Source organism: Sphingomonas pseudosanguinis, from assembly GCF_014196255.1.
In the GTDB taxonomy this organism is placed as follows: domain Bacteria; phylum Pseudomonadota; class Alphaproteobacteria; order Sphingomonadales; family Sphingomonadaceae; genus Sphingomonas; species Sphingomonas pseudosanguinis.
The window spans coordinates 75,057-98,404 of sequence record NZ_JACIDH010000010.1; the positions used below are offsets into that span (position 1 = coordinate 75,057).

The 23,348-nt window shown below is 66.9% G+C and carries 28 protein-coding genes and 1 other RNA gene; 15 read left to right on the forward strand and 14 right to left on the reverse strand.

Going from position 1 to position 23,348, the window contains the following annotated elements; translation table 11 throughout:
- Positions 1-102 precede the first annotated feature (102 nt).
- Positions 103-1,008 carry an RNA polymerase sigma factor RpoH gene (rpoH, locus tag GGR48_RS11765; RefSeq protein ID WP_007404166.1) on the reverse strand — a complete coding sequence of 302 codons (906 nt, stop codon included), beginning with the start codon at positions 1,006-1,008 and terminating at the stop codon, positions 103-105.
- Positions 1,009-1,075: 67 nt separating this feature from the next.
- The gene (locus GGR48_RS11770) at positions 1,076-2,023 is read right to left on the reverse strand and encodes an RluA family pseudouridine synthase (RefSeq protein ID WP_183952079.1); all 948 of its coding nucleotides are present in this window, start codon (positions 2,021-2,023) and stop codon (positions 1,076-1,078) included.
- A gap of 17 nt (positions 2,024-2,040) precedes the next feature.
- Here GGR48_RS11770 and GGR48_RS11775 point away from each other — a divergent pair, with 17 nt between their 5' ends.
- The 10 genes from GGR48_RS11775 (at position 2,041) to GGR48_RS11820 (ending at position 11,971) form a co-directional block, all read left to right on the forward strand.
- Positions 2,041-2,493 carry a M67 family metallopeptidase gene (locus GGR48_RS11775; protein WP_183952080.1) on the forward strand — a complete coding sequence of 151 codons (453 nt, stop codon included), beginning with the start codon at positions 2,041-2,043 and terminating at the stop codon, positions 2,491-2,493.
- Positions 2,490-3,134 (forward strand): histidine phosphotransferase family protein, encoded by a 645-nt coding sequence (locus GGR48_RS11780; protein ID WP_183952081.1) that lies wholly within the window; start codon positions 2,490-2,492, stop codon positions 3,132-3,134. The genes GGR48_RS11775 and GGR48_RS11780 overlap by 4 nt, the downstream gene beginning before the upstream one ends.
- 60 nt (positions 3,135-3,194) lie before the next feature.
- Complete coding sequence (locus GGR48_RS11785) at positions 3,195-5,519, forward strand: chemotaxis protein CheW (protein ID WP_183952082.1); 2,325 nt, start codon at positions 3,195-3,197, stop codon at positions 5,517-5,519.
- The gene (locus tag GGR48_RS11790; protein ID WP_183952083.1) at positions 5,519-5,947 is read left to right on the forward strand and encodes a chemotaxis protein CheW; all 429 of its coding nucleotides are present in this window, start codon (positions 5,519-5,521) and stop codon (positions 5,945-5,947) included. Before GGR48_RS11785 ends, GGR48_RS11790 begins: the two co-directional genes overlap by 1 nt.
- An 82-nt stretch (positions 5,948-6,029) precedes the next feature.
- A complete protein-coding gene (locus GGR48_RS11795; protein ID WP_183952084.1) occupies positions 6,030-6,395 on the forward strand; it encodes a response regulator in 366 nt (121 codons plus the stop codon).
- A 37-nt stretch (positions 6,396-6,432) separates the two neighbouring features.
- Positions 6,433-7,497, forward strand: coding sequence for a chemotaxis-specific protein-glutamate methyltransferase CheB (gene cheB / locus GGR48_RS11800; protein ID WP_183952085.1), 1,065 nt, complete (start codon positions 6,433-6,435; stop codon positions 7,495-7,497).
- On the forward strand, positions 7,497-8,384 hold the full coding sequence (locus GGR48_RS11805; protein ID WP_183952086.1) for a CheR family methyltransferase: 888 nt from the start codon (positions 7,497-7,499) through the stop codon (positions 8,382-8,384). The genes cheB and GGR48_RS11805 overlap by 1 nt, the downstream gene beginning before the upstream one ends.
- Before the next feature lie 70 nt (positions 8,385-8,454).
- Positions 8,455-9,144, forward strand: coding sequence for an N-acetylmuramoyl-L-alanine amidase (locus tag GGR48_RS11810; RefSeq protein WP_183952087.1), 690 nt, complete (start codon positions 8,455-8,457; stop codon positions 9,142-9,144).
- 391 nt (positions 9,145-9,535) lie between these two features.
- Positions 9,536-9,918: RNase P RNA component class A (gene rnpB / locus GGR48_RS11815), an RNA gene on the forward strand.
- Between the two features lie 58 nt (positions 9,919-9,976).
- Positions 9,977-11,971 (forward strand): hypothetical protein, encoded by a 1,995-nt coding sequence (locus GGR48_RS11820; RefSeq protein ID WP_183952088.1) that lies wholly within the window; start codon positions 9,977-9,979, stop codon positions 11,969-11,971.
- 48 nt (positions 11,972-12,019) lie between these two features.
- Here the strand turns inward: GGR48_RS11820 and GGR48_RS11825 are convergent, their stop codons facing one another.
- Together GGR48_RS11825 and GGR48_RS11830 are read right to left on the reverse strand one after the other, a co-directional pair.
- Complete coding sequence (locus tag GGR48_RS11825) at positions 12,020-12,658, reverse strand: carbonic anhydrase (RefSeq protein WP_183952089.1); 639 nt, start codon at positions 12,656-12,658, stop codon at positions 12,020-12,022.
- Positions 12,655-14,235 (reverse strand): SulP family inorganic anion transporter, encoded by a 1,581-nt coding sequence (locus GGR48_RS11830; RefSeq protein ID WP_183952090.1) that lies wholly within the window; start codon positions 14,233-14,235, stop codon positions 12,655-12,657. Before GGR48_RS11830 ends, GGR48_RS11825 begins: the two co-directional genes overlap by 4 nt.
- Before the next feature lie 185 nt (positions 14,236-14,420).
- Here GGR48_RS11830 and GGR48_RS11835 point away from each other — a divergent pair, with 185 nt between their 5' ends.
- Together GGR48_RS11835 and GGR48_RS11840 are read left to right on the forward strand one after the other, a co-directional pair.
- Positions 14,421-14,960 (forward strand): DnaJ domain-containing protein, encoded by a 540-nt coding sequence (locus GGR48_RS11835; RefSeq protein WP_183952091.1) that lies wholly within the window; start codon positions 14,421-14,423, stop codon positions 14,958-14,960.
- Complete coding sequence (locus GGR48_RS11840) at positions 14,957-15,253, forward strand: (2Fe-2S) ferredoxin domain-containing protein (RefSeq protein ID WP_183952092.1); 297 nt, start codon at positions 14,957-14,959, stop codon at positions 15,251-15,253. The genes GGR48_RS11835 and GGR48_RS11840 overlap by 4 nt, the downstream gene beginning before the upstream one ends.
- A gap of 350 nt (positions 15,254-15,603) precedes the next feature.
- Here the strand turns inward: GGR48_RS11840 and GGR48_RS11845 are convergent, their stop codons facing one another.
- Genes GGR48_RS11845 through GGR48_RS11890 form a run of 10 tightly spaced genes read right to left on the reverse strand, consistent with a single transcriptional unit; the run spans position 15,604 to position 19,449 of the window.
- The gene (locus GGR48_RS11845; RefSeq protein WP_183952093.1) at positions 15,604-16,005 is read right to left on the reverse strand and encodes a SufE family protein; all 402 of its coding nucleotides are present in this window, start codon (positions 16,003-16,005) and stop codon (positions 15,604-15,606) included.
- Between the two features lie 53 nt (positions 16,006-16,058).
- Positions 16,059-16,727: a hypothetical protein gene (locus GGR48_RS11850; RefSeq protein ID WP_183952094.1), complete on the reverse strand. Its 669-nt coding sequence runs from the start codon at positions 16,725-16,727 to the stop codon at positions 16,059-16,061.
- A gap of 2 nt (positions 16,728-16,729) precedes the next feature.
- On the reverse strand, positions 16,730-16,969 hold the full coding sequence (locus tag GGR48_RS11855; RefSeq protein WP_183952095.1) for a hypothetical protein: 240 nt from the start codon (positions 16,967-16,969) through the stop codon (positions 16,730-16,732).
- 33 nt (positions 16,970-17,002) lie between these two features.
- On the reverse strand, positions 17,003-17,260 hold the full coding sequence (locus tag GGR48_RS11860) for a hypothetical protein (RefSeq protein ID WP_183952096.1): 258 nt from the start codon (positions 17,258-17,260) through the stop codon (positions 17,003-17,005).
- A 28-nt stretch (positions 17,261-17,288) separates the two neighbouring features.
- A complete protein-coding gene (locus GGR48_RS11865; RefSeq protein WP_183952097.1) occupies positions 17,289-17,567 on the reverse strand; it encodes a hypothetical protein in 279 nt (92 codons plus the stop codon).
- Between the two features lie 12 nt (positions 17,568-17,579).
- Positions 17,580-17,876 carry a hypothetical protein gene (locus tag GGR48_RS11870; RefSeq protein ID WP_058717805.1) on the reverse strand — a complete coding sequence of 99 codons (297 nt, stop codon included), beginning with the start codon at positions 17,874-17,876 and terminating at the stop codon, positions 17,580-17,582.
- 42 nt (positions 17,877-17,918) lie between these two features.
- A complete protein-coding gene (gene pspC, locus GGR48_RS11875; RefSeq protein ID WP_183952098.1) occupies positions 17,919-18,302 on the reverse strand; it encodes an envelope stress response membrane protein PspC in 384 nt (127 codons plus the stop codon).
- 1 nt (position 18,303) lies between these two features.
- Positions 18,304-18,597, reverse strand: coding sequence for an envelope stress response membrane protein PspB (pspB, locus tag GGR48_RS11880; protein WP_183952099.1), 294 nt, complete (start codon positions 18,595-18,597; stop codon positions 18,304-18,306).
- A gap of 1 nt (position 18,598) precedes the next feature.
- A complete protein-coding gene (pspA, locus tag GGR48_RS11885) occupies positions 18,599-19,267 on the reverse strand; it encodes a phage shock protein PspA (protein WP_183952100.1) in 669 nt (222 codons plus the stop codon).
- 29 nt (positions 19,268-19,296) lie between these two features.
- On the reverse strand, positions 19,297-19,449 hold the full coding sequence (locus GGR48_RS11890; RefSeq protein WP_183952101.1) for a hypothetical protein: 153 nt from the start codon (positions 19,447-19,449) through the stop codon (positions 19,297-19,299).
- A gap of 175 nt (positions 19,450-19,624) precedes the next feature.
- Between GGR48_RS11890 and pspF the strand changes: the two genes are divergently transcribed.
- The 3 genes from pspF to GGR48_RS11905 all read left to right on the forward strand — a co-directional run bounded on the left by pspF (position 19,625) and on the right by GGR48_RS11905 (position 23,332).
- Entirely contained in the window at positions 19,625-20,671 is a 1,047-nt protein-coding gene (pspF, locus tag GGR48_RS11895; protein WP_183952102.1) for a phage shock protein operon transcriptional activator, read from the forward strand.
- 66 nt (positions 20,672-20,737) lie between these two features.
- On the forward strand, positions 20,738-21,349 hold the full coding sequence (locus GGR48_RS11900; protein ID WP_058753306.1) for a superoxide dismutase: 612 nt from the start codon (positions 20,738-20,740) through the stop codon (positions 21,347-21,349).
- A 255-nt stretch (positions 21,350-21,604) separates the two neighbouring features.
- Complete coding sequence (locus tag GGR48_RS11905; protein ID WP_183952103.1) at positions 21,605-23,332, forward strand: SEL1-like repeat protein; 1,728 nt, start codon at positions 21,605-21,607, stop codon at positions 23,330-23,332.
- The last annotated feature ends 16 nt before the right edge of the window (positions 23,333-23,348 follow it).

Consider the following 23,348-nt stretch of genomic DNA (forward strand, 5'->3'; position numbering starts at 1 on the left):
TCGTCATCCGTGCAAGCCTAACAATGGCCCGCGACAGGGCACCGCCGCCATCGACTATGGCGGCCGCGCCGCCGCCGATGACGACGGTGCGGCCGGTCATGCTCAGGCGGCCGCCAGCAGCCGCTTTTCGCCGGCGATGCGCATCATCGCCTTTTGCAGCTTCTCGAAGGCACGCACCTCGATCTGGCGGACACGCTCGCGGCTGACGCCGTAGACCTGGCTCAGCTCTTCGAGCGTCTTGGGATCGTCGGTCAGGCGACGCTCGGTCAGGATGTGCTTTTCGCGGTCGTTCAGGTCGTCCATCGCGCTGACCAGCATGTCGTGGCGGACATCCGCCTCCTGCTGCTCGGCGACGACCGAGTCCTGGAGCGGCGCGTCATCGGCCAGCCAGTCCTGCCACTGGCCCTCGCCATCCTCGCGCATCGAGACGTTGAGCGAGGTGTCGCCCCCCATCGCCATGCGACGGTTCATGCTGATGACCTCGTCCTCGTTGACGCCCAGATCGGTGGCGATCTTGGTCACGTCCTCGGGGCGCAGGTCGCCGTCCTCGAACGCGTCGAGCTTCGACTTCATCCGGCGCAGGTTGAAGAACAGCTTCTTCTGCGCCGCGGTGGTGCCCATCTTCACCAGGCTCCACGAGCGCAGGATATATTCCTGGATCGAGGCCCTGATCCACCACATCGCATAGGTGGCGAGGCGGAAGCCGCGATCGGGCTCGAACTTCTTCACGCCCTGCATCAGGCCGATATTGCCCTCCGAGATCAGTTCGGAGGTGGGCAGGCCATAGCCGCGATAACCCATCGCGATCTTCGCCACGAGACGCAGGTGCGAGGTGACGAGCTGCGCCGCCGCCTCGGGGTCGCCATGCTCCTGAAAGCGCTTGGCGAGCATATATTCCTGCTCCGGGGCAAGGATCGGGAATTTTTTGATCTCGGCCAGATAGCGGTTGAGCGACTGCTCCCCGCCCAGTGCAGGAATCGTCGCCGGGACGTTGCTGCCTTTTGCCATGATCCTTATCTCCCTTTCTGGAGCGTCATTCCGTCCGTCCCGTCGCCGGGCGCGAGGCGGTCTTCTGCTATACGTGAAGCCGGCTGAACAGTTCCTGCATGTCGGGCGGCATCGGGCTCTCAAACGCCAAAGCGTTACCACTTATGGGATGAATAAAGCCCAGATGCGCCGCGTGCAGGGCTTGGCGCCGGAAATCGAGTTCATCGAGCAGGGCTTTTTGAGCACCCTTTGTTCTACCATAGACGGGATCGCCCAGCAAGGCGTGACCCAGCGACTGCATATGGACGCGCACCTGATGCGTGCGGCCCGTCTCCAGCCGGCATTCGACCAGCGCGGCGTTGTTAAGCTTTTCGATGGTGCGATAGTGCGTCACGGCGCGCTTGCCGCCCTGCACGATCGCCACTTTCTTGCGGTTCTGCGGACTGCGCGCGAGGGGGGCATCGACCGAGCCATCGGCGGGACGGGGAATACCCCCGGTGATCGCGCGGTAGCGGCGGTCGATCGAGTGCGCCGCGAACTGCTTGGCCAGCCCCTCATGCGTGCGGTCGGTCTTGGCCGCGACCATCAGGCCGGAGGTATCCTTGTCGATCCGGTGGACGATGCCGGGCCGCGCGACGCCGCCGATACCCGACAGCGATCCGCCGCAATGATGCAGCAACGCATTGACCAGCGTGCCGTCCAGATTGCCCGCGGCGGGATGCACGACCAGCCCGGCCGGCTTGTCGATCACGATCAGATGCTCGTCTTCATAGGCGATGACGAGCGGAATATCCTGCGCCTCGTTATGCGCAGGCGTCGGGGCAGGGACGGCAACCTGAAACAGATCGCCCGCCGCCGCGCGCTTGGCGGGGTCGCGCGCCATCACGCCGTCGCGCGTCACCGCGCCGCTGGCGATCAACACCTTCAGCCGTTCGCGCGATAACGTCGGCACCGCATCGGCCAGCGCACGGTCCAACCGCCAGCCATCCGCTGTGGGCGCGATCCGCGCATCGATGATGGAAACCCCCCGGTCCATGGCTTAGTAAATTGGGCATGACCGTAACGATTTCAAGCGAGGCGCTCGACTTCCTGTTGATAACCGCCGCCGCGTCGGCCGACCGCGAGGTATGCGGGCTGTTGCTGGGGGAGGAGAACCGCATCTCCGCGGTCGTGCCCTGCGCCAATGTCTCGCCCGAACCTTGGCACCGGTTCGAGATCGATCCGGCCGCGCTGATCGCCGCGCACCGGTCCGCGCGCGGCGGTGGCCCGGCGGTGATCGGCCACTATCATTCGCACCCGAACGGGCTCGCCGCGCCGTCGCCGCGCGACGCCGCCGATGCCGCCCCCGATGGCACGATCTGGCTGATCATCGGCGGCGGGGCGGTCACCGCCTGGCGTGCCGTCGCGGCGGGCCGACGCCATGGCCGGTTCGATCCGCTCACGCTTGCTTGCGCCGACGGCCCGCCCACGTCAAAAAGGGAAACTTCGTCAAGGGATTTTGCATGACCGTCAGCCCGGTGGATTTCGCGAGCCTGCTCTGTTCGCGACTGTGCCACGATCTTCTGTCGCCGGTGGGGGCGCTCAACAACGGGCTGGAATTGCTCGCCGACGAAACCGATCCGGCGATGCGCGCGCGGTGCATGGAATTGCTGGCCGACAGCGCGCGCGCCTCGGCCAACAAGCTGAAATTCTTCCGCCTGGCCTTTGGCGCTGGCGGCGGCTTCAGCGAGCGGGTCGACATGGCCGAGGCGAAGGCGGCGATCGAGGGGCTGCTGGTCGACAATCGCCGCACCACGCTGGGCTGGCTGGTCGAGGCGCCGTCGCTGCCCAAGCCGGCGGTGCGCATCCTGGTCAATCTGGCGTTGATCGCGGTCGAGGCGCTGGCGCGCGGCGGCACGATCGACATCGGTGCCGAGGCGGGGCGCGAGGCGATCGAGATCGCGATCCGGCTGGAGGGGCCGCGCATCCTGCTCGACCCCGAAATCCGCCGCACCCTGATGGAGGGGCAGGGGATCGAGCCGCTCGGCTCGCGCACCGCACCCGCCTTCCTGATCCACACGCTGACGGTCGAGCATGGCGGCATGACGCTGGTCACCGAGCCCGCGCCCAACACCATGATCCTGGGGGCCGCGATCCGGGCTGGGTAAACGCCCTTTTAATCTTGTGGCGGCAAGACGGGGTCCGAAATCTCGGTGTCCCGGGGAAATATGGACGACCTGCTGCAGGAATTCATTGCCGAAACCCGCGAAACGCTGGACGCGCTGTCCGGCGAGATCGTCGCGTGGGAAGCGGACCCTGCCGATCGGGGGCGGCTTGATGCGATCTTCCGCTTCGTCCATACGGTGAAGGGCAGCTGCGGCTTTCTCGACCTGCCGCGTCTGTCGCGGCTCAGCCATGCCGCCGAGGATGCGCTGGCGGCGGTACGCGACGGCGGGCGGGTGCCCGATACGGCGCTGGTCAACGGTGTGCTGGCGATCGTCGACCGGATCGGCGCGGTGGTCGAGGCGATCGCGGCGGGGGTGCCGCTCGATAATTCGGACGACGAGGCGCTGATCGCCGCCCTTTCGCAGGTCGAGATGCCGATCGCCGCGCCCAGCCCGCGCCGGGTGATGACGGCGGCCCGCGCCGCGCCGCGCAGCATCCGCCTGAACGTCGATCTGCTCGACCGGATGATGAGCGGCATGTCCGACATGGTGCTGGCGCGCAACGAACTGGCCCGGCGCTTGCGCGACGACGTGCTCGACCCACGTGTCGAGGCGGCGCTCGACCGGCTGTCGCTGACCGTCGCCGATATGCGCGATACGGTGACGCGCACCCGGATGCAGAAGGTCGATGCGCTGTTCGCCGCGCTGCCGCGCATGGTGCGCGACACGGCGGCGGAGCTGGGCAAGGCGGTCAATCTGCGCATCGAGGGGTCGGACGTCGATCTGGACCGCGAGATGATCGAGATGATGCGCGACCCGCTGGTCCACATCATCCGCAACGCGATCGACCACGGGATCGAGTCACCCGCCGAGCGCCGGCGATGCGGCAAGCCGCCCACCGGCCAGATCTGCGTGACGGCGCGACAGTCGGGCAACCAGATCCTGATCGAGATCGAGGATGACGGTGCCGGCATCGACGTCGGCCGCATCGCCGCCAAGGCGGTGGCGAGCGATCTGCACAGTGCCGGCCAGGTCGCCGCGATGAGCGCGGCGGACCGGCTGAACCTGGTCTTCGCGCCGGGCCTGTCGAGCCGCGACACCGTCTCCACCCTGTCGGGGCGCGGCGTCGGCATGGACGTGGTGCGCGCCAATATCGAGCATGTCGGCGGCCGCATCGCGCTGGACAACCGGCCGGGGCGCGGGCTGGCCATCACCATTCAGGTGCCGCTGACCCTGTCGATCATGTCGACCATCGTCGTCGCGGTCGGCCGGCAGCGTTTCGCGCTCGCTCGCCAGTCGATCGAGGAGATCGTCCGCGTGCGCGGCGACCAGGTGCGGATCGATCCCGTCGGCCCGGTTCAGATCGCGACCGTGCGCGGGCGGCGGCTGCCCATGCTGCCGCTGGGGACCTTCCTGCGCATGGGGGACGACGCGCCGACGACGCTGGTCATCGTCGCGACCCGCGACGGCGACTATGCGCTGGGCGTCGACGATGTGCTGGATACCGAGGAGGTGGTGGTCAAGCCCGCCGCGCCGGCGGTGATGGCCACCGGCCTTTATGCCGGACAGACTTTGCCCGACAGCGGGCTGCCGATGCTGCTGCTGGATGGCGGCGGCCTTGCCCAAGCGGCCGGGCTGCGCTTCGATCGCGGCGCGGATGTCGCGGCGACAGCGGAGGTCCAGCGGGCGACCCCGGCCCTGCTGTTCGACGATCTCGACGGATCGCGCCGGGCCATTCCGCTGGGAGCGATCGACCGGGTCGAGAAGGTCGCACCCGGCGCCATCCACCGGTCGGGCGGGCAGCTCCGCCTGATCGTCGGCGAGACGACGATGCCGCTCCACGCCGTCAGCCACGAGGCGCTGGCGAGCGCGGCCGGGGACGCGACCATCGAGGTGTTGCGCCTGACCGATGGCGAGGCCGAATGCGCCTATGCGATGGCCGGCGCGATCGAGATCATTCCGCTGCCCGCCGATGTCGCGCCCGCCGATGGTGGCGGTGCGATCCTTGGCGTGACCGTGTGGGAGGGGCAGGCGATCGAGATCATCGATCCGCTGGCGCTGTTCATGGCCACCACGCCGGCCCAGTCCGAAGGCGCGGCGCCGCTCTGCCTGCTCGACGGGGCGGGTGCCGAGTGGATGGACCGGTTCCTGCGTCCCGCGCTGGAGGCACATGGCTATCGCTGCGCGTTGCGTCTGCCCGATGGCGAGGCGGCCGATGTCCGGCTGGTCATGGACGACGACGCCTCCACCACGACGCTGGTCAGCGCGCCGGTCGTCCGGTTGCGGCGTGACCGTGACGGGCCGGCCGATCCCGACAGCATCTATCGCTATGACCGGTCCGCGCTGATCGCCGCCTTGGCCGGCCATGCCCGCCGGGGAGGCCGCTGATGCCCTTGTTCCTGATCGCCCGCATCGCCGGGCAGGGTGTGGTGTTCGACGCCGATCAGGTCGACGCCGTGGTCGATATCGGCGAGGTGGTCGACGTGCCGCGCGTCGATCTGTCGATCCGGGGCCTGGCGGCGCTGCGCAGCCGGGTGGTGACGGTGGTCGACACCCGGCTGGCGCTGGGCCTGGAGCCGGTGGCGGATCATGTCCGGCGCGCGGTCATCACCCGGCAGGACGGTCATTATTACGCGATGCTGGTGGACGAACTCGACGACATCGAAACCTTCGAGACCAGCCCGATGCCGCACACGCCACCCGCGCATGGCCGCTGGGGCCGGGCGGCCGACGGCATCGTGGTGCGCGACGGCGAGCCTTTGCTGATCCTCAATCTGGCGCGACTGGTGCCGCAGGGAAGCGCGCTGGTGTGCTGACCGATTAACCCGGTCCTTACTTTCGCCCGGCTAAAATGCCGCAAGGTCCCGGCGGGATCGGTTGCAGTAGAAGGCGTGCCGCATGAAAACCTGTCTGGTCGTGGACGATTCCAAGGTGATCCGGAAAGTCGCGCGCCATATCCTCGAGACGCTCGACCTGGAGGTTCGCGAAGCGGGGGACGGTCGCGAGGCGCTGGAGGCCTGTCTCGAATCGGTGCCCGACGTGGTTCTGCTCGACTGGAACATGCCGGTGATGAGCGGGATGGATTTCCTGCGGGCGCTGCGTGAGGCCCGGATCGAGCCGCGTCCGCGCATCGTCTTCTGCACCACCGAGAACGGCATGGCGCATATCCGCGCGGCGATCGATGCGGGTGCGGACGAATATATCATGAAGCCGTTCGACCGCGAGACGCTGGAAAGCAAGCTTCAGCTCGTCGGCATGATCTGACGTCGACGCCCGGACTTTTGCGCGGAGCCGCCCTCGCATGGCCTCTTTCCCCTATCCCAGACCCGCGATGCCGGATGCCGGCACCCGCATCCTGATCGTCGACGATTCGGCGGTGGCGCGCGCGCTGATCGCGCGACAGATCGAACCCCTGGCGCGCTTCGCGGTCGTGGGCGCGGTCACCCATGTCGATGCCGCGCTGGCCTTTCTGGCGGAGCATGACGTCGACATCATCCTGCTCGACGTCGCGATGCCCGGCATCGACGGCATCACCGCGCTGCCCAGGCTGCTCGCCGCCGGGCGGGGCGCGCGGATCATCATCGTCTCGTCCTCCACCCCCGATGGCGGCGCGGCGACGGTCCAGGCGCTGGCGCACGGCGCGGCCGACACGCTGGTGAAGCCCCAGCCGAAAGGGCTGTCCGAATTCGGCGAGGCCCTGCGCCAGAAGCTCGACGCGCTGGCGGTGCCGAACGGCGTGACGACCCTTGCCCGCGCACCCGTCGCGCCCCTGCCGGCGACGCGCGGCGCCTTGCCCGACATCATCGGGATCGGCGCGTCGACGGGCGGCATCCATGCGCTCGCCAAGCTGCTCGCGCCCTTGCCAGCGACGATGACGGTGCCGATCGTCGTGACCCAGCATCTGCCCGCGTCGTTCATGTCCTATTTCGCCGCGCAGCTGGCCGCGGTCGCGCGCCGGCCCTGCGACGTCGCCCAGGATCGCCAGCGGCTGCGTCCCGGGCGCATCGTCGTGGCGCCCGGCGACGCGCACATGACCTTCGCCGCCTTGCCCGATGGCGGTGCGGCGATCCGCCTGCAATACGGACGCGCGCGTAGCGGGTGCCTGCCCTCGGTCGATCCGATGTTCGCCGCCATGGCGCGCGTCTGGGGCCGGCGCGCGCTCGGCATCGTGCTGACCGGCATGGGCCGCGACGGGCTGGAGGGGGCGGAGACGCTGAAGGCGGCGGGGGGGACGATCATCGCGCAGGACGAGGCGAGTTCGGTCGTCTGGGGCATGCCGGGCGTGGTCGTCGGTCATGACCTGGCCGACATGGTGCTGCCGCCCGAAGCCATCGGCGCGATGCTGGCGCAGGCGGTGCAGCGGTGATGGCGTCCGGCCTGCGATCGGTCCCGCCCAAGGCGATCGCCCCGCCGGCGCCGCCCATGGCGTCGATCCAGGCGCTCAACGTGCTCGCCGCCCTGCTGGAGGCGCGGACGGGGCAACAGATCGTCCGCCATCGCTCGACCCGCGTCGACACCGTCCTGTTGCCGCTGATGCGCGAGCGACGGCTCGAGACGCTCGACCAGCTCGTCATCGCGATCCTCGATGGCAGCGATCCGTCGCTGGCGGGGCGGGTGGTCGATGCGCTCGTCAATTGCGAGACCTCCTTCTTCCGCGATCCGCATGTCTTCGACACGATCGTCGAGACGATCGCCACCGTCGAGAAGACGGGTCGCCGCGCCCGCATCTGGAGCGTCGGCTGTTCGACGGGGCAGGAACCGCTGTCGATCGCGATGGCCTTTGCCGAACGGCACGAACGCATCGGCACACCCATCCCCGAGATCGTGGCGACCGACGTGTCCGAGGCCGCGCTGGCCAGGGCGCGGGCGGGCAGCTACACCCAGTTCGAGGTGCAGCGCGGCCTGCCCATCCGCCATCTGGTCCGCTGGTTCGAGGGGCGCGCGGACAATGAATGGATCGTCCGGCCCGAACTGCTGCGTCACATCGCCTTTCGCCAGATGAACCTGGTGTCGGACCCGCCGCCCGGCGGCGGCTTCGACCTGGTGCTGTGCCGCAACGTCATGCTCTATTTCGCGGCGGAGCCCAAGCAGCGCGCCTTCCAGACCCTGGCTTCGGCAATGCGCCCTTCCGGCGGGCTGATCCTGGGCGCCGGTGAGACGGTGATCGGCCAGACCGACCTCTTCCGGCTGAACCCCGGCGGGCGCGGTCTCTATGAAAAGATCGATGGGGACACCGTGCCGCGCCCGGCATGATCGGCATATCCATCGGCGATCGATGCCGCTAGACGGGACCCAAGCGGACCGGGGCCGTTCAGGAGGTTGCATGACGATCGTCGACACGCCGTCGCCCAATTTCGACGAGCGGAGTTTGCCCATATCGATGATCGTCCTGCACTATACGGGCATGCAGGATGCGGAATCGGCGATCGCGCGGCTGCGTGATCCGGAGGCCAAGGTGTCCTGCCATTATCTGGTCGCCGAGGACGGCACCGTGCTGCGCATGGTCGCCGAGGAGAACCGCGCCTGGCACGCGGGCAAGTCGCACTGGCGCGCGATCGAGGACGTCAATTCGGCCAGTATCGGCATCGAGATCGTCAATCCCGGCCATGACTGGGGCTATCGCCCGTTCCCCGACGAACAGATCGCCGCCGTCATGGAACTGGTCGCCAACATCCAGAAGCGCCACGGCATCACGCGCGGCAATATCGTCGGCCATTCCGACATCGCGCCGGCGCGCAAGCGCGATCCGGGCGAGCTGTTCCCCTGGGGGGCGCTCGCCCGGCGGCGGCTCGCGCTGCCGCGTCCGACCAAGAACCTGATGGACCCGATGTGGACCGAGGCGGGCTTCTGCCTGGCGCTGGAGCGGTTCGGTTATGACGTGACCGACCGGATGGCGGCGATCATGGCGTTCCAGCGGCGCTTCCGCCCCGAGCTGATCGACGGCGAGATCGATGCGGAATGCCGGATGATCCTGCTGGCACTGCTGCTGCCGCGTCCCCAGGGAGATGATTGACGGGGCGGGGCGTGGGCTTCGACTTCGCTCAGCCTGAACGGCTGTTGGGGTAAGGCCCCATTTTACCCTCCGTTCAGGCTGAGCGAAGTCGAAGCCCACGCGGAACCGGCGTTGCAAGTCCCTCATCTTGGGCACGGTCCCGGTCATGGGTGGGGAGGGTCAATTGATCCCGTCGGCGCTATTATAGCCGCGCGCTCACGGGATAGTTGAGAGCGATTCCCTTGGCCTTCGACTTCGCTCAGGCTGAACGGGGCGGGGAAGGGGGTTACCCGAACAGCCGCTCAGCCTTCACCCCAACAGCCGTTCAGGCTGAGCGAAGTCGAAGCCCGCGCGAGCCTGCCGACCACAAACCCCTTGCCCTGCGCCCCATTCCCGCTACAGCCGCCCGCAGTCAGAGGGCCGGGCGGCCGCGGCCTCGGGAAACCGGGGGCGAGGAAAGTCCGGGCTCCGCGGAACAACGGTGCCGGGTAACGCCCGGCGGGGGCGACCCCAGGGACAGTGCCACAGAGAGCAGACGGCCACGGCTTCGGCCAGGTCAGGGTGAAAGGGTGCGGTAAAAGCGCACCGCGGGTCCGGTAACGGAAACGGCATGGCAAACCCCACCGGGAGCAAGACCGAATAGGGATGGCATGGCGCCGCAAGGCGTCGGGGCGCGTTCCCGCCCGCTATCCGGGTTGGTTGCTTGAGGCGATGTGCAAGCATCGTCCTAGAAGAATGGTCGCCCATCCGGCCTCGGCCGGTGGACAGAACCCGGCTTACAGGCCCTCTGGCTTTCCGCCCCGAAATAGGGCAGCTTCCTTGCCGCGAGAGCTTGGGAGGGCTTTGGGGAATCATGACATCGACGATTTTCGCGCGCGCCGGTCTGGTCGGACTGGTCGTCGCCACAGGTACGGCCGCCATCGCGCAGCAGGCGACGCCGCCCGCCGCGAAGCCCAGCGCGCAGCAGCAATATGACGCCGCCACCGCGCTGGACCAGGGCACCGACGCCAATGCCGCGCTGGCCGCCTGGACGGCCTTTGCCGCGCGGTTCGAGCCGGGGACGCGGACCTGGGCAATCGGCACGGTGCGAAAGGGCGGCGCGCTATACCGGCTGGCACGGCTGGACGAGGCGGCCAAGACCATCCGTACCGGTCTGGCCGCACTGCCCGCCACGGATACGACGCTGGCCGAGGATCGCTTCAACGCGCACATGATGCTGGGCAAGATCGCGGCGGACTCGCTCGACTATGCCGATGCGACCGCCGAATATGGCAAGGCCGAAGCGGCGGCGACCGATGACGCGACCCGGGTCGGCGCGATGCTGGCCGGTGCGCGGATGCAGGTCTTCACCGATCCCGCCGCCGCACAAGGGGCGCTCGACCGCGCCGACGCCATCGCCGCCCGGATGAATCTGGGCAAGACGGACCAGGCGGCGCTGGCCCAGGCGCGGCTGCGGCTGCTCCTCAACACCGGTCGTTTCACCGAGGCGAACAGGATGGGGCCGCGCGTCGTCAATCTGCTGGGCGGGCTGACCCTGAACAAGGTCGATCTGCGCGACGTTGCCGCGCGGTCCGATGCGGCGATCGCCGCGCTCCTGGCTCACGATGCCGACACCGCGCGCGAATATATGGCTTACACCGGGGCCGGGCGGTCGACGAAGGGCAATTTCGTCGCGGCCAATCTGATGGAGCCGCCGGCCTGTGGCGGTGACGCCGATCTGAAGCCCGACGATGTGGCCGTCGTGCAATTCGGTGTCGGAGACGACGGTACCACCTTCAACGTCGAACCCATATATTCCTCGGGCGGGGGGCAGAAGGCCTTGGCCTTCGCGCGCGCCGTTCGCGGATGGGTATGGACGCCCGAGGATTTGAAGACGCTGCCGCCCTTCTTCCGCTATAGCGTGCGGTTGGAAATGCGCTGTTCGACATCGTTCGCCCGGCCGTCGATCTGGCAGGATTTCGACAGCGCCTTTGGCGATTGGCTGAAGACAAAGGGCATTGCGCGCGCCGGGTCGGATGTCGGCGCGCGGGGCGGCGGGGCGGCGCTGGAGACGCAACGCGCCGCGCTCAAGAGTGCGGAAAGCTCGGGGCAGGCGCCCGCCATTCTGGCGGCGAGCGACACGCTGATGCGCAATCCGGTGCTCGGTGCCGAGGAACGGCAGGCACTGGTGGCCAAGGCGGATGCGCTGGCGGCGGCGCAGTCGGATATGCCCGCCATGGCCAGGCTGCGGTTCGCCGTTGTCACGCGCACCTTGCAGGGACGCGAATTCTGGCGCGACCGACGTTATGCGACGGTCGTATCGCCGATGCTGACCGAAAAGCCCTATGTCGATGACGTTCAGGCGCGCAATGCGCTGCGCCTGATCATTGCCGACGCCATCCCGTGGAAGGACAGCGATCCCTATCTGCAGCAGGTGGTGGACGACGCCGCGCTGCCGGCGCGCGATCCGCTCAAGGTCGGCGCGCTGATCCGGCTGGCCTCGATCGCGCAGCGGCGCGGCAACAGCGAACTGGCACGCCAGACCTTCGAGAAGACGGGGCTTGCCGCCTCGCAATGCGCCACGCTCGATGCCCAGTCCAAGCCGGTGTTCCTGAACAACGGTTCGTCCTCCTTCCCGCAGGAGGCGCTGCGCTGGGGGTTCGAGGGCTGGGTGAGGAACCAGTATGACATCGACGCCGCCGGCCGCGCGCAGAATGTCCGCACCCTCGTCAGCTATCCGCCCTTCATCTTCTCGACCGCGTCGGAAAAGATGATGCAGGGTGCCCGCTTCGACAAAAGCTATCGTCCCGATGGCGGGCTGGGCTGCGGCGCGAGCGTCACCGGCGTGCGCTTCCAGCTGCCGGGCTGAGACCGGCGGCGATGGCCGGGCCGCGATCGGGCGGCCCGGCCTGTCCGATCAGACCAGCACCTTGCCCGGCCGCTCGATCCCGTCGAGATCGGTGGTCGCGTCGATCTCCAGCAGGGTTTTGATATGCCCGTCGCGGATGTCGTAGACCCAGCCATGCAGCCATAGCTCGCGGCCCTCGGCAAAGGCCTTCTGGATCGTGTCCAGCCGCGCGAGATGGCGCAGCTGCTCCATCACGTTCACCTCGACCAGGCGGTTGACCTTCGCGGCCTCATCGGGCTGTGCCGCGATCTCGTCCTGGTGGCGGTGAAGCACGTCGCGGGCATTGCCCAGCCACCGGTCGACCGGCCCCTCCGTCCCGCCGTTCAGCGTGGCGAGCACGCCGCCGCAGCCATGATGGCCGCACAGGATGACGTGGCGGACCTTCAGCACATCCACCGCATATTGCACGACCGACAACAGGTTCAGGTCGTCGTCATGGACCAGATTGGCGATGTTGCGGTGGAGGAACATGCCGCCCGGCGGCGTCATCGTCATCTGCTCGGGGGTCACCCGGCTGTCCGAACAGCCGATCCACAGAAAGTCGGGCTTCTGCCCCACCGTCTGGCGCTGGAAGAAGTCGGTCTTCTCCTCGAGGAGTTCGGTCGCCCAAGCCTTATTGGCGAGCAGCAACTGCTTATATTCCCTCATGCGTAGCGCACTCCCGTCGATGGGGCATTGATCAGCGGGGCGGTCCGCTCGGCGATGTCGCCGCGTACGATGACGCTGATCCCGCGATAGTCGGCGCCCTTGATGAAGGCGTTGATGATGTCGACATTGTCGAGATCGACATAGGAGGTCGAGGACAGGTCGATCAGCAGATTGGCGCCGTCCGGCACCTTGGCCAGCGACTTCTGCAATTCATATTTGTGGATGAAGTATAGGTTGCGCCGCGCCCGGATCAGGCAGTCGCCATCGTCATAGGCATAGGTCAGCGCCGGACGGAAATTGCGCGCCACGACGAAGACGAAGCCGACGACCAGCCCGACCAGGATGCCGATCAGCAGGTCGGTGCGCAGGATCGCCAGGATGGTGACGATGAAGGGGATGAACTGGCTCCACCCCTGTTTGAACCGATCGGTGAACAGCTTGGGCTTGCACAGCTTGTAGCCGGTGGCGATCAGCACGGCGGCGAGGGCGGCGAGCGGGATCTGGTTGAGCAGCACCGGGATCAGCGCGACCGACAGCAGCAGCCAGGTCGCGTGCAGCATCGCCGACATCTTGCTCTCTGCCCCGGCATCGACATTGGCCGAGGAGCGCACGATCACCGAGGTGACGGGCAGGCCGCCGAGCAGACCGGAGACGATGTTGCCGCCGCCCTGCGCCATCAGCTCCCAGTTCTTGTCGGTGGTGCGGCGGCGCGGATCGAGCTCGTCGACCGCCTTCACGCTCAGCAGCGATTCCAGGCTGGCGACGATCGCCAGCGTGATCGCGGTGGTCCACACCGCGCCGGTGCCGATCGCCGAAAAGTCGGGCAGCTGGAACTGGCCGAGAAACTCCGACGCACCGCCCGCGACGGGCACGCGGACCAGATGGCTGCCGGTCAATTGCCATGCGGGCTGGAACGCGCCCAGCAGCATGTTGCCGACCACGCCGATGACGACCACGACCAGCGGCCCGGGCAGCAGCCGCAGCGGACCCTGCTTGGGCTTGGCGTGATCCCACCAGAACAGGAAGGCCAGCGACACCGCGCCGATCAGCACCGCGCCGGGGGCGATGTCCTGGCTGACGCTGGTCCACAGATCGGTGAAGGTGTTACCGCCGGCGCGGCTGGCATATTCGAAGCTGCCCTCGAAATCGCCGTCATAGCCGATGGCGTGGGGCACCTGCTTCAGGATCAGGATCAGGCCGATCGCGGCCAGCATGCCGGTGATGACGGCCGAGGGCACGAACTCGGCCAGCACGCCGGCGCGGGTGAAGGAGAAGGCGAGCTGCAACACGCCCGCCAGCATCACCGCCAGCAGGAAGACCTGGAAACTGGGCAGCCGCTCGATCGCCTCGAACACGATCACGGTCAGGCCGGCGGCGGGGCCGGAAACGGACAAAGGCGATTTGGACAGGAAGCCGACGACCAGGCCGCCGACGATGCCGGCGATCATCCCGGCGAAGGGCGGCGCGCCGGAGGCGACCGCGATGCCCAGACAGAGTGGCAGGGCGACGAGCGCCACCACGATCGACGCCGGCACATCCGCCCGTGCGGTGGCCAGAAAGGAACGACTTTGGGCCACGGCGGCTCCTGATACAGCTGGGCGTCCGCATATGTCCGGTACGGACATGACTATATGATGACTTATATTTCATGTACGAGGGAACCATTGGCGGTCAAGCGATTCAGTAGGGGGCGGCCGGCGCTGTCTCACAAAGCGCATCGCTCGATGCTTGCACCGGCGCGCAAGTCGCCTAAATCGGCCCGGTGGCGCGATCTTCTACCCGATCCAATGACTGGGGCTTTCCTCGCTGGCGCAGCTATGGCGCGTCGCGCGAGGCCAAGCCCGTGCGTATCTGCGACCGGCATGGCTGCGACCAGCCGGGCAATTGTCCGGCCCCCAAGTCCCCCAACAGCCCCGACCGCTGGTATTTCTGCGAGGCGCATGCCGCCGAGTATAATCGCGGCTGGGACTATTTTCAGGGTCTGAGCGCCGAGGAAGCCGCCGCACGCGAAGCCTCGGAGCGGCGGACGAGCGCGGGCTATGCCCAGTCCAAGCACCAAGCCTGGGCGGGGCCGGGCGACGGCACCCGCTCGCGCGACGAGATGCGCGCGCTTGACGCGCTGGGGCTGGAGCCGGACGCCGAGTTCGATCTGATCCGCGCGACGTGGCGAGGCCTCGCCAAGGCGAACCATCCCGACATCCGCCCCAATGATCCCGACGCCGCGACGAAGTTCCAGCAGGTGCAGGCGGCCTACGAGGTCCTGCGCGCCGCCGAGGAACGCCGCAGCTGGAAGCCCGAATGATCCGTCGCGCCAAGTCGGAATGGGAAGCGACGGTCCTGGTCTGCGGCAAATGCTCGAAAAAGGTCGGCGGCGGGTTCGGGCCCAAGGGCAAGACGCCGCTCGTCAAGGCGCTCCGGCGGATATTCGGCAAGGGGCGCAAGGCCTCGGTCGGGGTGGTCGAGACCAAGTGCCTGGGGCTGTGCCCGAAACATGCGGTGACGTTGGTCGATGGGCGTCGGCCTGGGGAATGGCTGGTGGTGACGCCGGACGAGGATGTCGAGGCGATCGCGGCGCGGTTAGGGCGGGGTGGTTGACGGGCGGGCGTTCGGACGTGGCCTTCGACTGCGCTCAGGCTGAGCGGAGCGAGGGGCTCGTACCTTTTAACAACCTCCGTTCAGCCTGAGCGCAGTCGAAGGCCACGGGAATGGGATGGTTCCGGGGTGTTTCATAGGTCGGTCTCGGTGAGACCCTGAACCCTCCCCCATCCCCTCCCGCTTGCGGGAGGGGCGTGCCAAGCGGTTGGCGTCAGGCTATTTCGACAAACCTAACCCGGTTTTCAACAGTTGAAGACCGCGCGCCACTTGTGCCTCTGGCCGCTCCCCTCCCGCAAGCGGGAGGGGATGGGGGAGGGCACGGTGTCTCACCGAGTCCACACCCCAAAACCTCAATACCGCCCAGCCGTCTCCCGGATCAGCGCGATCATGTTCGGAATCCCCTGGGTCCGGTTCGAACTCAATTGGTTCTTCAGATCGAACGGCGCCAGCTCGCCCTCGATGTCGGTCGCCAGTATCTCCGCCGGCGTCTTGTCCTGCACCGTTTTCAACACCAGCGCGATGATCCCCTTGGTGATCGCGGCATTGGAGTCGGCCAGGAAGTGCAGCCCCGCGGCGTCACTCTTCATCGGATAGACCCAGACCGAGGCCGAACACCCACGCACCAGCGTCGCGTCGGTCTTCAGCGCCTCGGGCATCGGCTCCAGCGCGCGGCCGAGGTCGATCAACAGGCGATAGCGATCGTCGGCGTCGAGGAATTCATATTCGTCGCGGATTTCGGCAAGATCGGACATGACGCCGCGCTACCGCGAACGGCGCGCCGCCACAACCGTTGCTGGCTAAGCGTTCAGGGCGCGAGCAGGGCGTCCACCGAACCGCCATTGCGCGCCAGTTCGGCCGCCACGCGGCGACGTCCCTCGTAATAGGCCAGCACCCGCGCCTTCGGATCGCGCGCGCGGATCAGCGCCTCGTCCTGGGGGCGGATGCTGGTTTCCCGCGCGACATAGTCGGGATAGCCCTCGCGCTTCCAGGCGGGCAGGCGCAGCGCGGCCCATTCGCCGATATGGTCGGCGACCAGCCGGTGGATCATCTCATGCGCGATCGTACCCGATAGCGTCCGCACACCGCCAAGAGGAGCGCCGTTGGTCACCCGGTCGGCCGCGACCGAATGACGGTTGAAGATCAGCGCGTGGGCGAAGGGGCGGCGAAAGGCGATCGCGTCGCTCACCCCGATCGCCAGCATCCGCCACCGCCAGCCGCCATCGGTCAGCACCACCTGTCGCGCCAGCCCCGGCCGGTCGAGCGGGCTGGCTGCCAGCAGCCGGTCGGCCCGTGCCAGCACCCGGCCCATCGCGGCCCGGTCGATCGGCCGCTCCGCCAGCACCGTCGTGGTGCCGAAGTCGGCGCGATAGGGAAAGGCGAGTGCGGCGGGGACGTGGACGATCCCCGCGACGATCACCGCCCCGCCGCACAGGGTCCGGGCGGTCCAGCGACGGATGGCGGCGAAGCGGACCATGATCAGAGGTCGACGCCGGCGGCGATGGCTTCGAGCTTGCGGATGCGCTCCTTCAGGTCCGCCATCTCGATCCGCGACGCGGCCGAGGCGGCGGGCGGGTAGGGCATGTCGTGGTTACGCTCGAACTCGCGGCTCTTCAGCTGCAACCAGCCGCGCCAGCCGGCCAGTCCGGCGGTAACGATCATTGCCAGCCCCGCCAGGCCTGCGGTTGCGAGCACGATGTAGAGATTGGTGTCGGTCATGATCCGGGCTCCCTGTCCGTATCAATGGGTGGATCAGCGATCGCGCAGCCGCTCGATCTCACGGTCGAGATCGATGCTCTTGCGTTCGTCGGTGATGACGCGCTCCAGTACCTGGATGCGCTCCTTCAGCTGCTGGATTTCGCCGCGCAGCGCCTGGGTGTCGCGGTTCCCTTCGCCGCGCAGATGTTCGACCATGTCGAGACCGGGCGAGCGACGATGCTTGGCCTTGAAGATGCTGGCGACCATGACGATCGCGACGATCAGAACAACCATGAACTGTCCGCCGGACATAGCGGTAACTCCCCTCTAAAATCTTATGTCAGTGTTCGATGCGGGCGGGCGCTTCGCCGCCGATGCGCAGGGCATCGATCTCGTTGCTGAGCGCCAGGCCGCGATCGGTGATGATCCGCTCCAGCACGCGCACCCGCTGTTCCAGCTTTTCGGTCTGGGCCGCATATTGCGCCGCCTTTTCCGCTACCATCGAGGCTTCGGTGGCCAGCTGCTTTTCGCGTAGCGTGAGCCAGGGCTTCAGAAAAACGCCACCGATGATACCCAGGATGGGGATCAGAACGACAAGGATGGCGAAGAGGTTTTCCATCGTGCCTCTCCCTCAGCGATCGCGCAGCGCGTCGATTTCGCGCGCGGTCCGCTCGGCGGGGTCGGTGGCGATCCGTTCCAGCACCGCGATCCGCTCCTCCAGTCGAGAGACCTGGCCGACCAGCTTCTGGTTCTCGGCGGTCAGCAATTCGACCTTGCGGCCATCGGCGATGTCGCTCTTATGCGTCATCCCGCCCCAATCATTTTCCAGGCTGTAGCCGTGCTTGGCACGTATCCAGGTGGTCACGACCCAACCGATCGTCGACATTGCGATGATCGCCAGGACGAAACCCGGTCCTCCCCAAGACATAATCCATACTCCCATAGGATAGTTGATGTATCAGCGCGGTCTTCAGCGCAGGCGGTCGATCTCGTCGGCCAGCTGGCGGTTGCGGCTGGTGTAGTGAAGTTCGATATCGGCCAGGCGACGGTCGAGATCGCGGAACTTCGAGCGGACCTCGGCGGTCGAGCGGCGCGGATTGCTGCGCACGCCCTGCCAGAACTTGGCGTCCTCGTCCGACTGGTAAAGGCCCAGCGGCTTGGCGGTCGCCATCCAGGCGATCAGCAGATAGGCGAGCGGGACCCAGGGCATGCCGACCCCGGTGACGGTCAGCAGGACCGCGGCGATGCGGACCCACATCACATCGACGCCGGTATAGTCGGCGATCCCCGAACACACGCCCTTGAACTTGGCATTCTGCTTGTCGAGGTAGAAGTTGGTGCGGCTGGCGGTCATGTCAGTTCCTCCGGTCGAGGCTGTAATCCTGTTGGCCGAGGCGCGGTTCGGGGCGCCATTCGGACTGCGACAGGCTGGGCTTGAAGTTGGGATTGTCGGCGGCGACGATCCGTTCGACAGTGTTCACCCGGTCCTCGAGCCGCCGTGCGAGCATGTGAAGCTCGTCGAGCAGCTGCTCGTCCTCATGGGTGATCTTGGGCGCCTGCTTCCACTTGGTGACATAGTGCAGGATCAGCCAGGGCAGCGCGATGAACAGCGTGAGCATCGCGATGCCGGGGGTGATGATGTCTTCCATCTCACTCCCCCTTGTTCAGGCGCGCCTTGAGCGCGGCGAGTTCGGCATCGACCCGGTCCGAGGCGCGCAGTTCGGCGATCTCGTCCTCGAGCGTCTTGGGGTTCGACCCCAGGCCCAGCGCTTCCGCGCGGCCCTCGGCCTCGTCCACCTTGCGCTCGAGGATGTCGAAGCGGCTGAACGCGTCATGCGTCTTGGGCCCGTTCCACATCTCGCGCAGGCGATAGCGGTTGTTGGCGCTTTCCAAACGCGTCTGAACCGCATTCTGCTTGGTCCGCGCCTCGCGCAGCTTGTTCTGCAGCTTGGCGATGTCCTCTTCCGAGGCACGCAGCGCATCGTCGAGCACCTGGACTTCGGCCTTCAGCTGGTCGGCCATGTCGGCGGCCTTCTGGCGCTCGATCAGCGCGGCCTTGGCCAGGTCCTCGCGGTCCTTCGACAGCGCCAGCTCGGCCTTTTCGGTCCAGCTGTCCTGAAGCTGGTCCAGCTTCATGATATGGCGGCGGATTTCCTTCTGGTCGGCGATCGTGCGGGCGGCCGAGGCGCGCACCTCGACAAGCGTCTCCTCCATTTCGAGGATGATCATGCGGATCATCTTCGCGGGGTCTTCCGCCTTGTCCAGCAGGTCGGCGAAATTGGCAGCGACGATGTCGCGGGTGCGGGAGAAAATGCCCATCGGATACTCCTTGATGGCGAATGGCTTGGTTATGCGATCGGCGCCTCGATCGCTGCAACCGGAGTCTGGTTCTGTGCGGCGGCGACATGCGCGGGGGCGAGGGCGCCCATCAGGCAGGTGGCGCTCATCACGACGGTGCAGGCGATGGCGGCGATCTGGCGGGTGAAGGTGGTGGCGAACATGGTGGAAACTCCCTGATCTTTTTGTTTCAGTCCGCTCATCGGCGGGATGTCAGAAGCATTGCAGGAGCCGTGCCAATTTAAAAAACGGCGGAAATCCGTGGGTTTCTAAAATAGTTGCGATCCAACAACGATTGCGCGCTTGCCAAGCGTTGGGAAAATCCGCCACCTGTTGGGAATGGATCGGACGAGTCAGGTCATCGGCCAATCGGGGGCCTTTCTGGATGCGCTGGAACGGGCCAGTCGCGCCGCCGCGCTCGATCGTCCGGTGCTGGTCATCGGCGAGCGTGGCACGGGCAAGGAATTGGTCGCCGAACGTCTCCACCGCCTGAGCGGGCGATGGGACCAGCCGCTGGTCGTCATGAACTGCGCCGCGCTGCCCGAGACGCTGATCGAGGCCGAATTATTTGGACATGAGGCGGGCGCGTTCACCGGCGCCACCAAGGCGCGGGCCGGGCGGTTCGAGGAGGCCAATGGCGGCACGCTGTTCCTCGACGAACTCGGCACCTTGTCGATGGCGGCACAGGACCGGCTGCTGCGCGCGGTGGAATATGGCGAGGTGACGCGGATCGGTTCGTCACGCCCCTTGCGCGTCGATGTCCGTATCGTCGCGGCGACCAACGAGCATCTGCCCGACAAAGTCGCCGCGCATCAGTTTCGCGCCGATCTGCTCGACCGGCTGTGTTTCGAGGTGGTGACGCTGCCGCCGCTTCGCGCGCGCAAGAGCGACATCATGGTGCTGGCCAATCATTTCGGCCGGCGCATGGCCGCCGAGATCGGCTGGAACGACTGGCCCGGTTTCGGCGCGGCGGCGACCGATGCGCTGATGGAGCATCGCTGGCCCGGCAATGTCCGCGAACTGCGCAATGTCGTCGAGCGTGCGGTCTATCGCTGGGATCGCGAAGGGCCGGTCGATGCGATCGAGATCGATCCCTTCCGCTCGCCCTATCGGCCGCAGGGACAATCGCCCGCTGCGGCGAAGAGCGAGCAGGGGAGTGCACCCGCCGCCAACGAGCCGGTCAGCGACGGCGATGAGGTGGCGGCGTGCGATGTCGGCCCATCCGACTTCAAGTCGCGTGTCGCCCGCTTCGAGCGCGAGCTGCTGACCCGCGCGCTGGCCGAGAACCGCTTCAACCAGCGGACCACCGCGGAGGCGCTGGGCCTGTCCTATGATCAGCTTCGCCATGCGCTTCGCAGGCACGATTTGATCGGAACGGTTGCGTAACTCCTTCAGGGGAGCCATTTGAGGCCCCAGGCGTTGCCACAGGCAAACCCCAAAGGAGCATTTACGATGGCTTTCGAACTGCCGCCCCTTCCGTACGACTATGACGCGCTGGAGCCGGTCATCTCCAAGGAGACGATGACCTTCCACCACGACAAGCATCACGCTGCCTACACCAACAAGCTGAACGAAGCGGTCGCGGCCGACACGTCGCTGCAGGGCAAGTCGATCGAGGACATCCTGGCCAACATCTCGTCGGCCCCGGCCGCCGTCCGCAACAATGGCGGCGGCTTCTGGAACCATGACTTCTTCTGGAAGATCATGACCAAGCCCGGCACGACCCAGCCCTCGGGCAAGCTGGCCGAGGCGATCGAGGCGTTCGGCGGTCTCGACAAGCTGAAGGAAGAGTTCAACACCAAGGGCGCGGGCCAGTTCGGTTCGGGCTGGGCCTGGGTGATCGCGGACGCCGAGGGCAAGCTGAAGGTCACCTCGACCCCGAACCAGGACAACCCCCTGATGGACGTCGTCGCCGACAAGGGCACGCCGATCCTGGGTAACGACGTGTGGGAGCACGCCTATTACCTGACCTATATGAATGACCGCCCGGGCTATCTGAAGGCCTGGTGGGATGTGGTGAACTGGGACGAGGCCGGTCGCCGGTACGAGGCGGCGGTCGCGTAACTTTTACGTCGATCCGTTTCGGATAAGGAAAGGGCGGCACCGATGGGGCCGCCCTTTTTCGTTTCATGTCTTCCTCGTGTCAAAGTCTTTGTAATCGCGCGGTAATTGCCAACCCTTCCTCTGCGCCCGTATTAAGCGACGATGGTTTATTTATTCGAAGTCGCCAGCGTATTTCTCTGTATACCGAAATTGATGTATAGGCTTGTTCGAAGAGTCTTTGATAAGACTCGGCGCGTCGGGGATAAGGAGGCGGTGATGCGATCCAAGTATCGGGCACTTGGCGGGTTCCTGGGAAGTGTCGCGGCCATGGGCATATGCTTCTCGGCGGCGGGGCCGGTCTTCGCGCGGGTCGGCCTATCGTCGCCCGATGTCGCGACGTCATCCGCTCCCAAGAACGCTGCGGCGAAAAAGCCGGCGGCCGATGAACGTGACCCGGTCGAGTTGGGCGCGGACAAGACGATCGTCGTGCGGGGGAAGCGCCTGCCTGCGGCGGAGGCGCCGAAATGGGCGATCTGTTCGGTGATCAGCCGTTTGCCGGCTTACAACTTGATCCTGCGGCAAAATCCCGACGCGCTGCCGCCCATCGTTCAGCCGACGCGTATGCCGCGCAATCCGGATTATACGGCGCCGCCCAAGGTTCCGGTCGGCTCCCCGCTTCCCCAACTGGGCAAGACCCGTTTCGGCATGACGGCGGGTGGCGACATCGCGCTGCCCGGCGCGGATGCGTCGATCGCGGCCGAGGCGGGGGCGCTGCCCGGTGGTTTCGAAGCGGGTGGGCCGGGGTCGGGCGCGACCTCGCTGCAACGCGCACAGGCCTATGGTCTGGGAGCCTTGTCGGCGGACAGCGCGGCGGCGGCGAACTGCGTCCGGCTTCTCGGTGGGCCGAACGAACTGACACAGGTGCCCCACATGTCGGCGACCAGCCGCAGCGTGGAGGTCGCTGCTGCCGAATATGCGATGCGCGATACCGACCTGCCCATGGGCTTCGCCTTGTTCGACCAGGGGCGCTATGCCGAAGCGCTGCCCTATTTCGAGAAGGCGGCCAGGAATCTGAGCAACCTGAACGGTGGCGACGAAGCCGCGCTGTTCGTCGCGAAGCTGTTGCTGGCCGGATTCGGCAAGGGTGATGAAAATAAGCGCGCTATCGAGGCGCTGCAGCGCGCGGCCCTGACCCGATATGTCGAACGTTTCCATCGGCCGGTCTTCGATCCGGCCAATCCCGAATTGAACACCGCATCGGGCGAAGCCGCGATGATGCTGGGCGCCATTTATCGTCAGGGGCTGTACGGCACGCAGGTCGATATGGGGGAGGCGTGCCGCTGGTACCGACGCGCGGCCTTTGTCGGCCATGTCGCGGCGTACAAGATGTTGGGTGACATCCAATATTTCGGACTGGGCGTGCCCCGCGATCCCAAGGCGGCCTTCGCCAATTACGAACGCGGCGCCAAGCGGCATCTGGCCGCCGCGCAGGTGGCGGTGGGCGACATGCTGCATGATGGCGATGACGGTATCGCTGTCGATCTGCCGCGCGCGATCGCCTGGTATCGCGAGGCGTTGAAGCATGACGATCCGGATGCCGCCTATGCGCTGGCGACAGCCTATGAAAGCGGCAAGGGGGTGCCCGTCGACCGCGAGGTGGCGTTCGGCCTCTACCGTCAGGCGGCGCTCAAGGGATCGACCGAGGCACGGGTGGCGATCGGTGAGTATTTTCGCACCGGCACCTTCGTCCCGCGCGACGAGGCCGCTGCGCGCCGCTGGTTTGAACTGGCGTCGCAGCAGGGCGATCCCGACGGCATGTTCAACTATGCCGCGCTTCTGGCCAATGGTCGGGGTGGCGAGCGCGACCTGCCCCGCGCCTGGGCGTGGCTGAAGGTCGCGGCGGCGAAAGGCAAGCAGGAGGCCGCCCCGGCGATGGCGGCGGTCGAGGCGCGGATGACCGCGAAGGACAAGGAAAAGGCGCTGGCCCTAAGCGGCGCGCTATAGCTCTCAGGGCCGAGTC

What these genes read in the sequence shown, in the direction of transcription:
- cheB (WP_183952085.1), top strand. Translation starts at nt 6,433, where the DNA reads ATGGCCTCTTTCCCCTATCCCAGACCCGCGATGCCGGATGCCGGCACC.
- GGR48_RS11785 (WP_183952082.1), top strand. Translation starts at nt 3,195, where the DNA reads ATGGACGACCTGCTGCAGGAATTCATTGCCGAAACCCGCGAAACGCTG.
- GGR48_RS11905 (WP_183952103.1), top strand. Translation starts at nt 21,605, where the DNA reads ATGCGATCCAAGTATCGGGCACTTGGCGGGTTCCTGGGAAGTGTCGCG.
- rpoH (WP_007404166.1), bottom strand. Translation starts at nt 1,008, where the DNA reads ATGGCAAAAGGCAGCAACGTCCCGGCGACGATTCCTGCACTGGGCGGG.
- GGR48_RS11795 (WP_183952084.1), top strand. Translation starts at nt 6,030, where the DNA reads ATGAAAACCTGTCTGGTCGTGGACGATTCCAAGGTGATCCGGAAAGTC.
- pspC (WP_183952098.1), bottom strand. Translation starts at nt 18,302, where the DNA reads ATGACCGCCAGCCGCACCAACTTCTACCTCGACAAGCAGAATGCCAAG.
- GGR48_RS11840 (WP_183952092.1), top strand. Translation starts at nt 14,957, where the DNA reads ATGATCCGTCGCGCCAAGTCGGAATGGGAAGCGACGGTCCTGGTCTGC.
- GGR48_RS11855 (WP_183952095.1), bottom strand. Translation starts at nt 16,969, where the DNA reads ATGACCGACACCAATCTCTACATCGTGCTCGCAACCGCAGGCCTGGCG.
- GGR48_RS11890 (WP_183952101.1), bottom strand. Translation starts at nt 19,449, where the DNA reads ATGTTCGCCACCACCTTCACCCGCCAGATCGCCGCCATCGCCTGCACC.
- GGR48_RS11780 (WP_183952081.1), top strand. Translation starts at nt 2,490, where the DNA reads ATGACCGTCAGCCCGGTGGATTTCGCGAGCCTGCTCTGTTCGCGACTG.
- GGR48_RS11860 (WP_183952096.1), bottom strand. Translation starts at nt 17,260, where the DNA reads ATGTCCGGCGGACAGTTCATGGTTGTTCTGATCGTCGCGATCGTCATG.
- GGR48_RS11790 (WP_183952083.1), top strand. Translation starts at nt 5,519, where the DNA reads ATGCCCTTGTTCCTGATCGCCCGCATCGCCGGGCAGGGTGTGGTGTTC.
- GGR48_RS11870 (WP_058717805.1), bottom strand. Translation starts at nt 17,876, where the DNA reads ATGTCTTGGGGAGGACCGGGTTTCGTCCTGGCGATCATCGCAATGTCG.
- pspF (WP_183952102.1), top strand. Translation starts at nt 19,625, where the DNA reads ATGGATCGGACGAGTCAGGTCATCGGCCAATCGGGGGCCTTTCTGGAT.
- pspB (WP_183952099.1), bottom strand. Translation starts at nt 18,597, where the DNA reads ATGGAAGACATCATCACCCCCGGCATCGCGATGCTCACGCTGTTCATC.
- GGR48_RS11805 (WP_183952086.1), top strand. Translation starts at nt 7,497, where the DNA reads ATGGCGTCCGGCCTGCGATCGGTCCCGCCCAAGGCGATCGCCCCGCCG.
- GGR48_RS11900 (WP_058753306.1), top strand. Translation starts at nt 20,738, where the DNA reads ATGGCTTTCGAACTGCCGCCCCTTCCGTACGACTATGACGCGCTGGAG.
- GGR48_RS11810 (WP_183952087.1), top strand. Translation starts at nt 8,455, where the DNA reads ATGACGATCGTCGACACGCCGTCGCCCAATTTCGACGAGCGGAGTTTG.
- GGR48_RS11845 (WP_183952093.1), bottom strand. Translation starts at nt 16,005, where the DNA reads ATGTCCGATCTTGCCGAAATCCGCGACGAATATGAATTCCTCGACGCC.
- GGR48_RS11770 (WP_183952079.1), bottom strand. Translation starts at nt 2,023, where the DNA reads ATGGACCGGGGGGTTTCCATCATCGATGCGCGGATCGCGCCCACAGCG.
- pspA (WP_183952100.1), bottom strand. Translation starts at nt 19,267, where the DNA reads ATGGGCATTTTCTCCCGCACCCGCGACATCGTCGCTGCCAATTTCGCC.
- GGR48_RS11820 (WP_183952088.1), top strand. Translation starts at nt 9,977, where the DNA reads ATGACATCGACGATTTTCGCGCGCGCCGGTCTGGTCGGACTGGTCGTC.
- GGR48_RS11825 (WP_183952089.1), bottom strand. Translation starts at nt 12,658, where the DNA reads ATGAGGGAATATAAGCAGTTGCTGCTCGCCAATAAGGCTTGGGCGACC.
- GGR48_RS11775 (WP_183952080.1), top strand. Translation starts at nt 2,041, where the DNA reads ATGACCGTAACGATTTCAAGCGAGGCGCTCGACTTCCTGTTGATAACC.
- GGR48_RS11865 (WP_183952097.1), bottom strand. Translation starts at nt 17,567, where the DNA reads ATGGAAAACCTCTTCGCCATCCTTGTCGTTCTGATCCCCATCCTGGGT.
- GGR48_RS11850 (WP_183952094.1), bottom strand. Translation starts at nt 16,727, where the DNA reads ATGGTCCGCTTCGCCGCCATCCGTCGCTGGACCGCCCGGACCCTGTGC.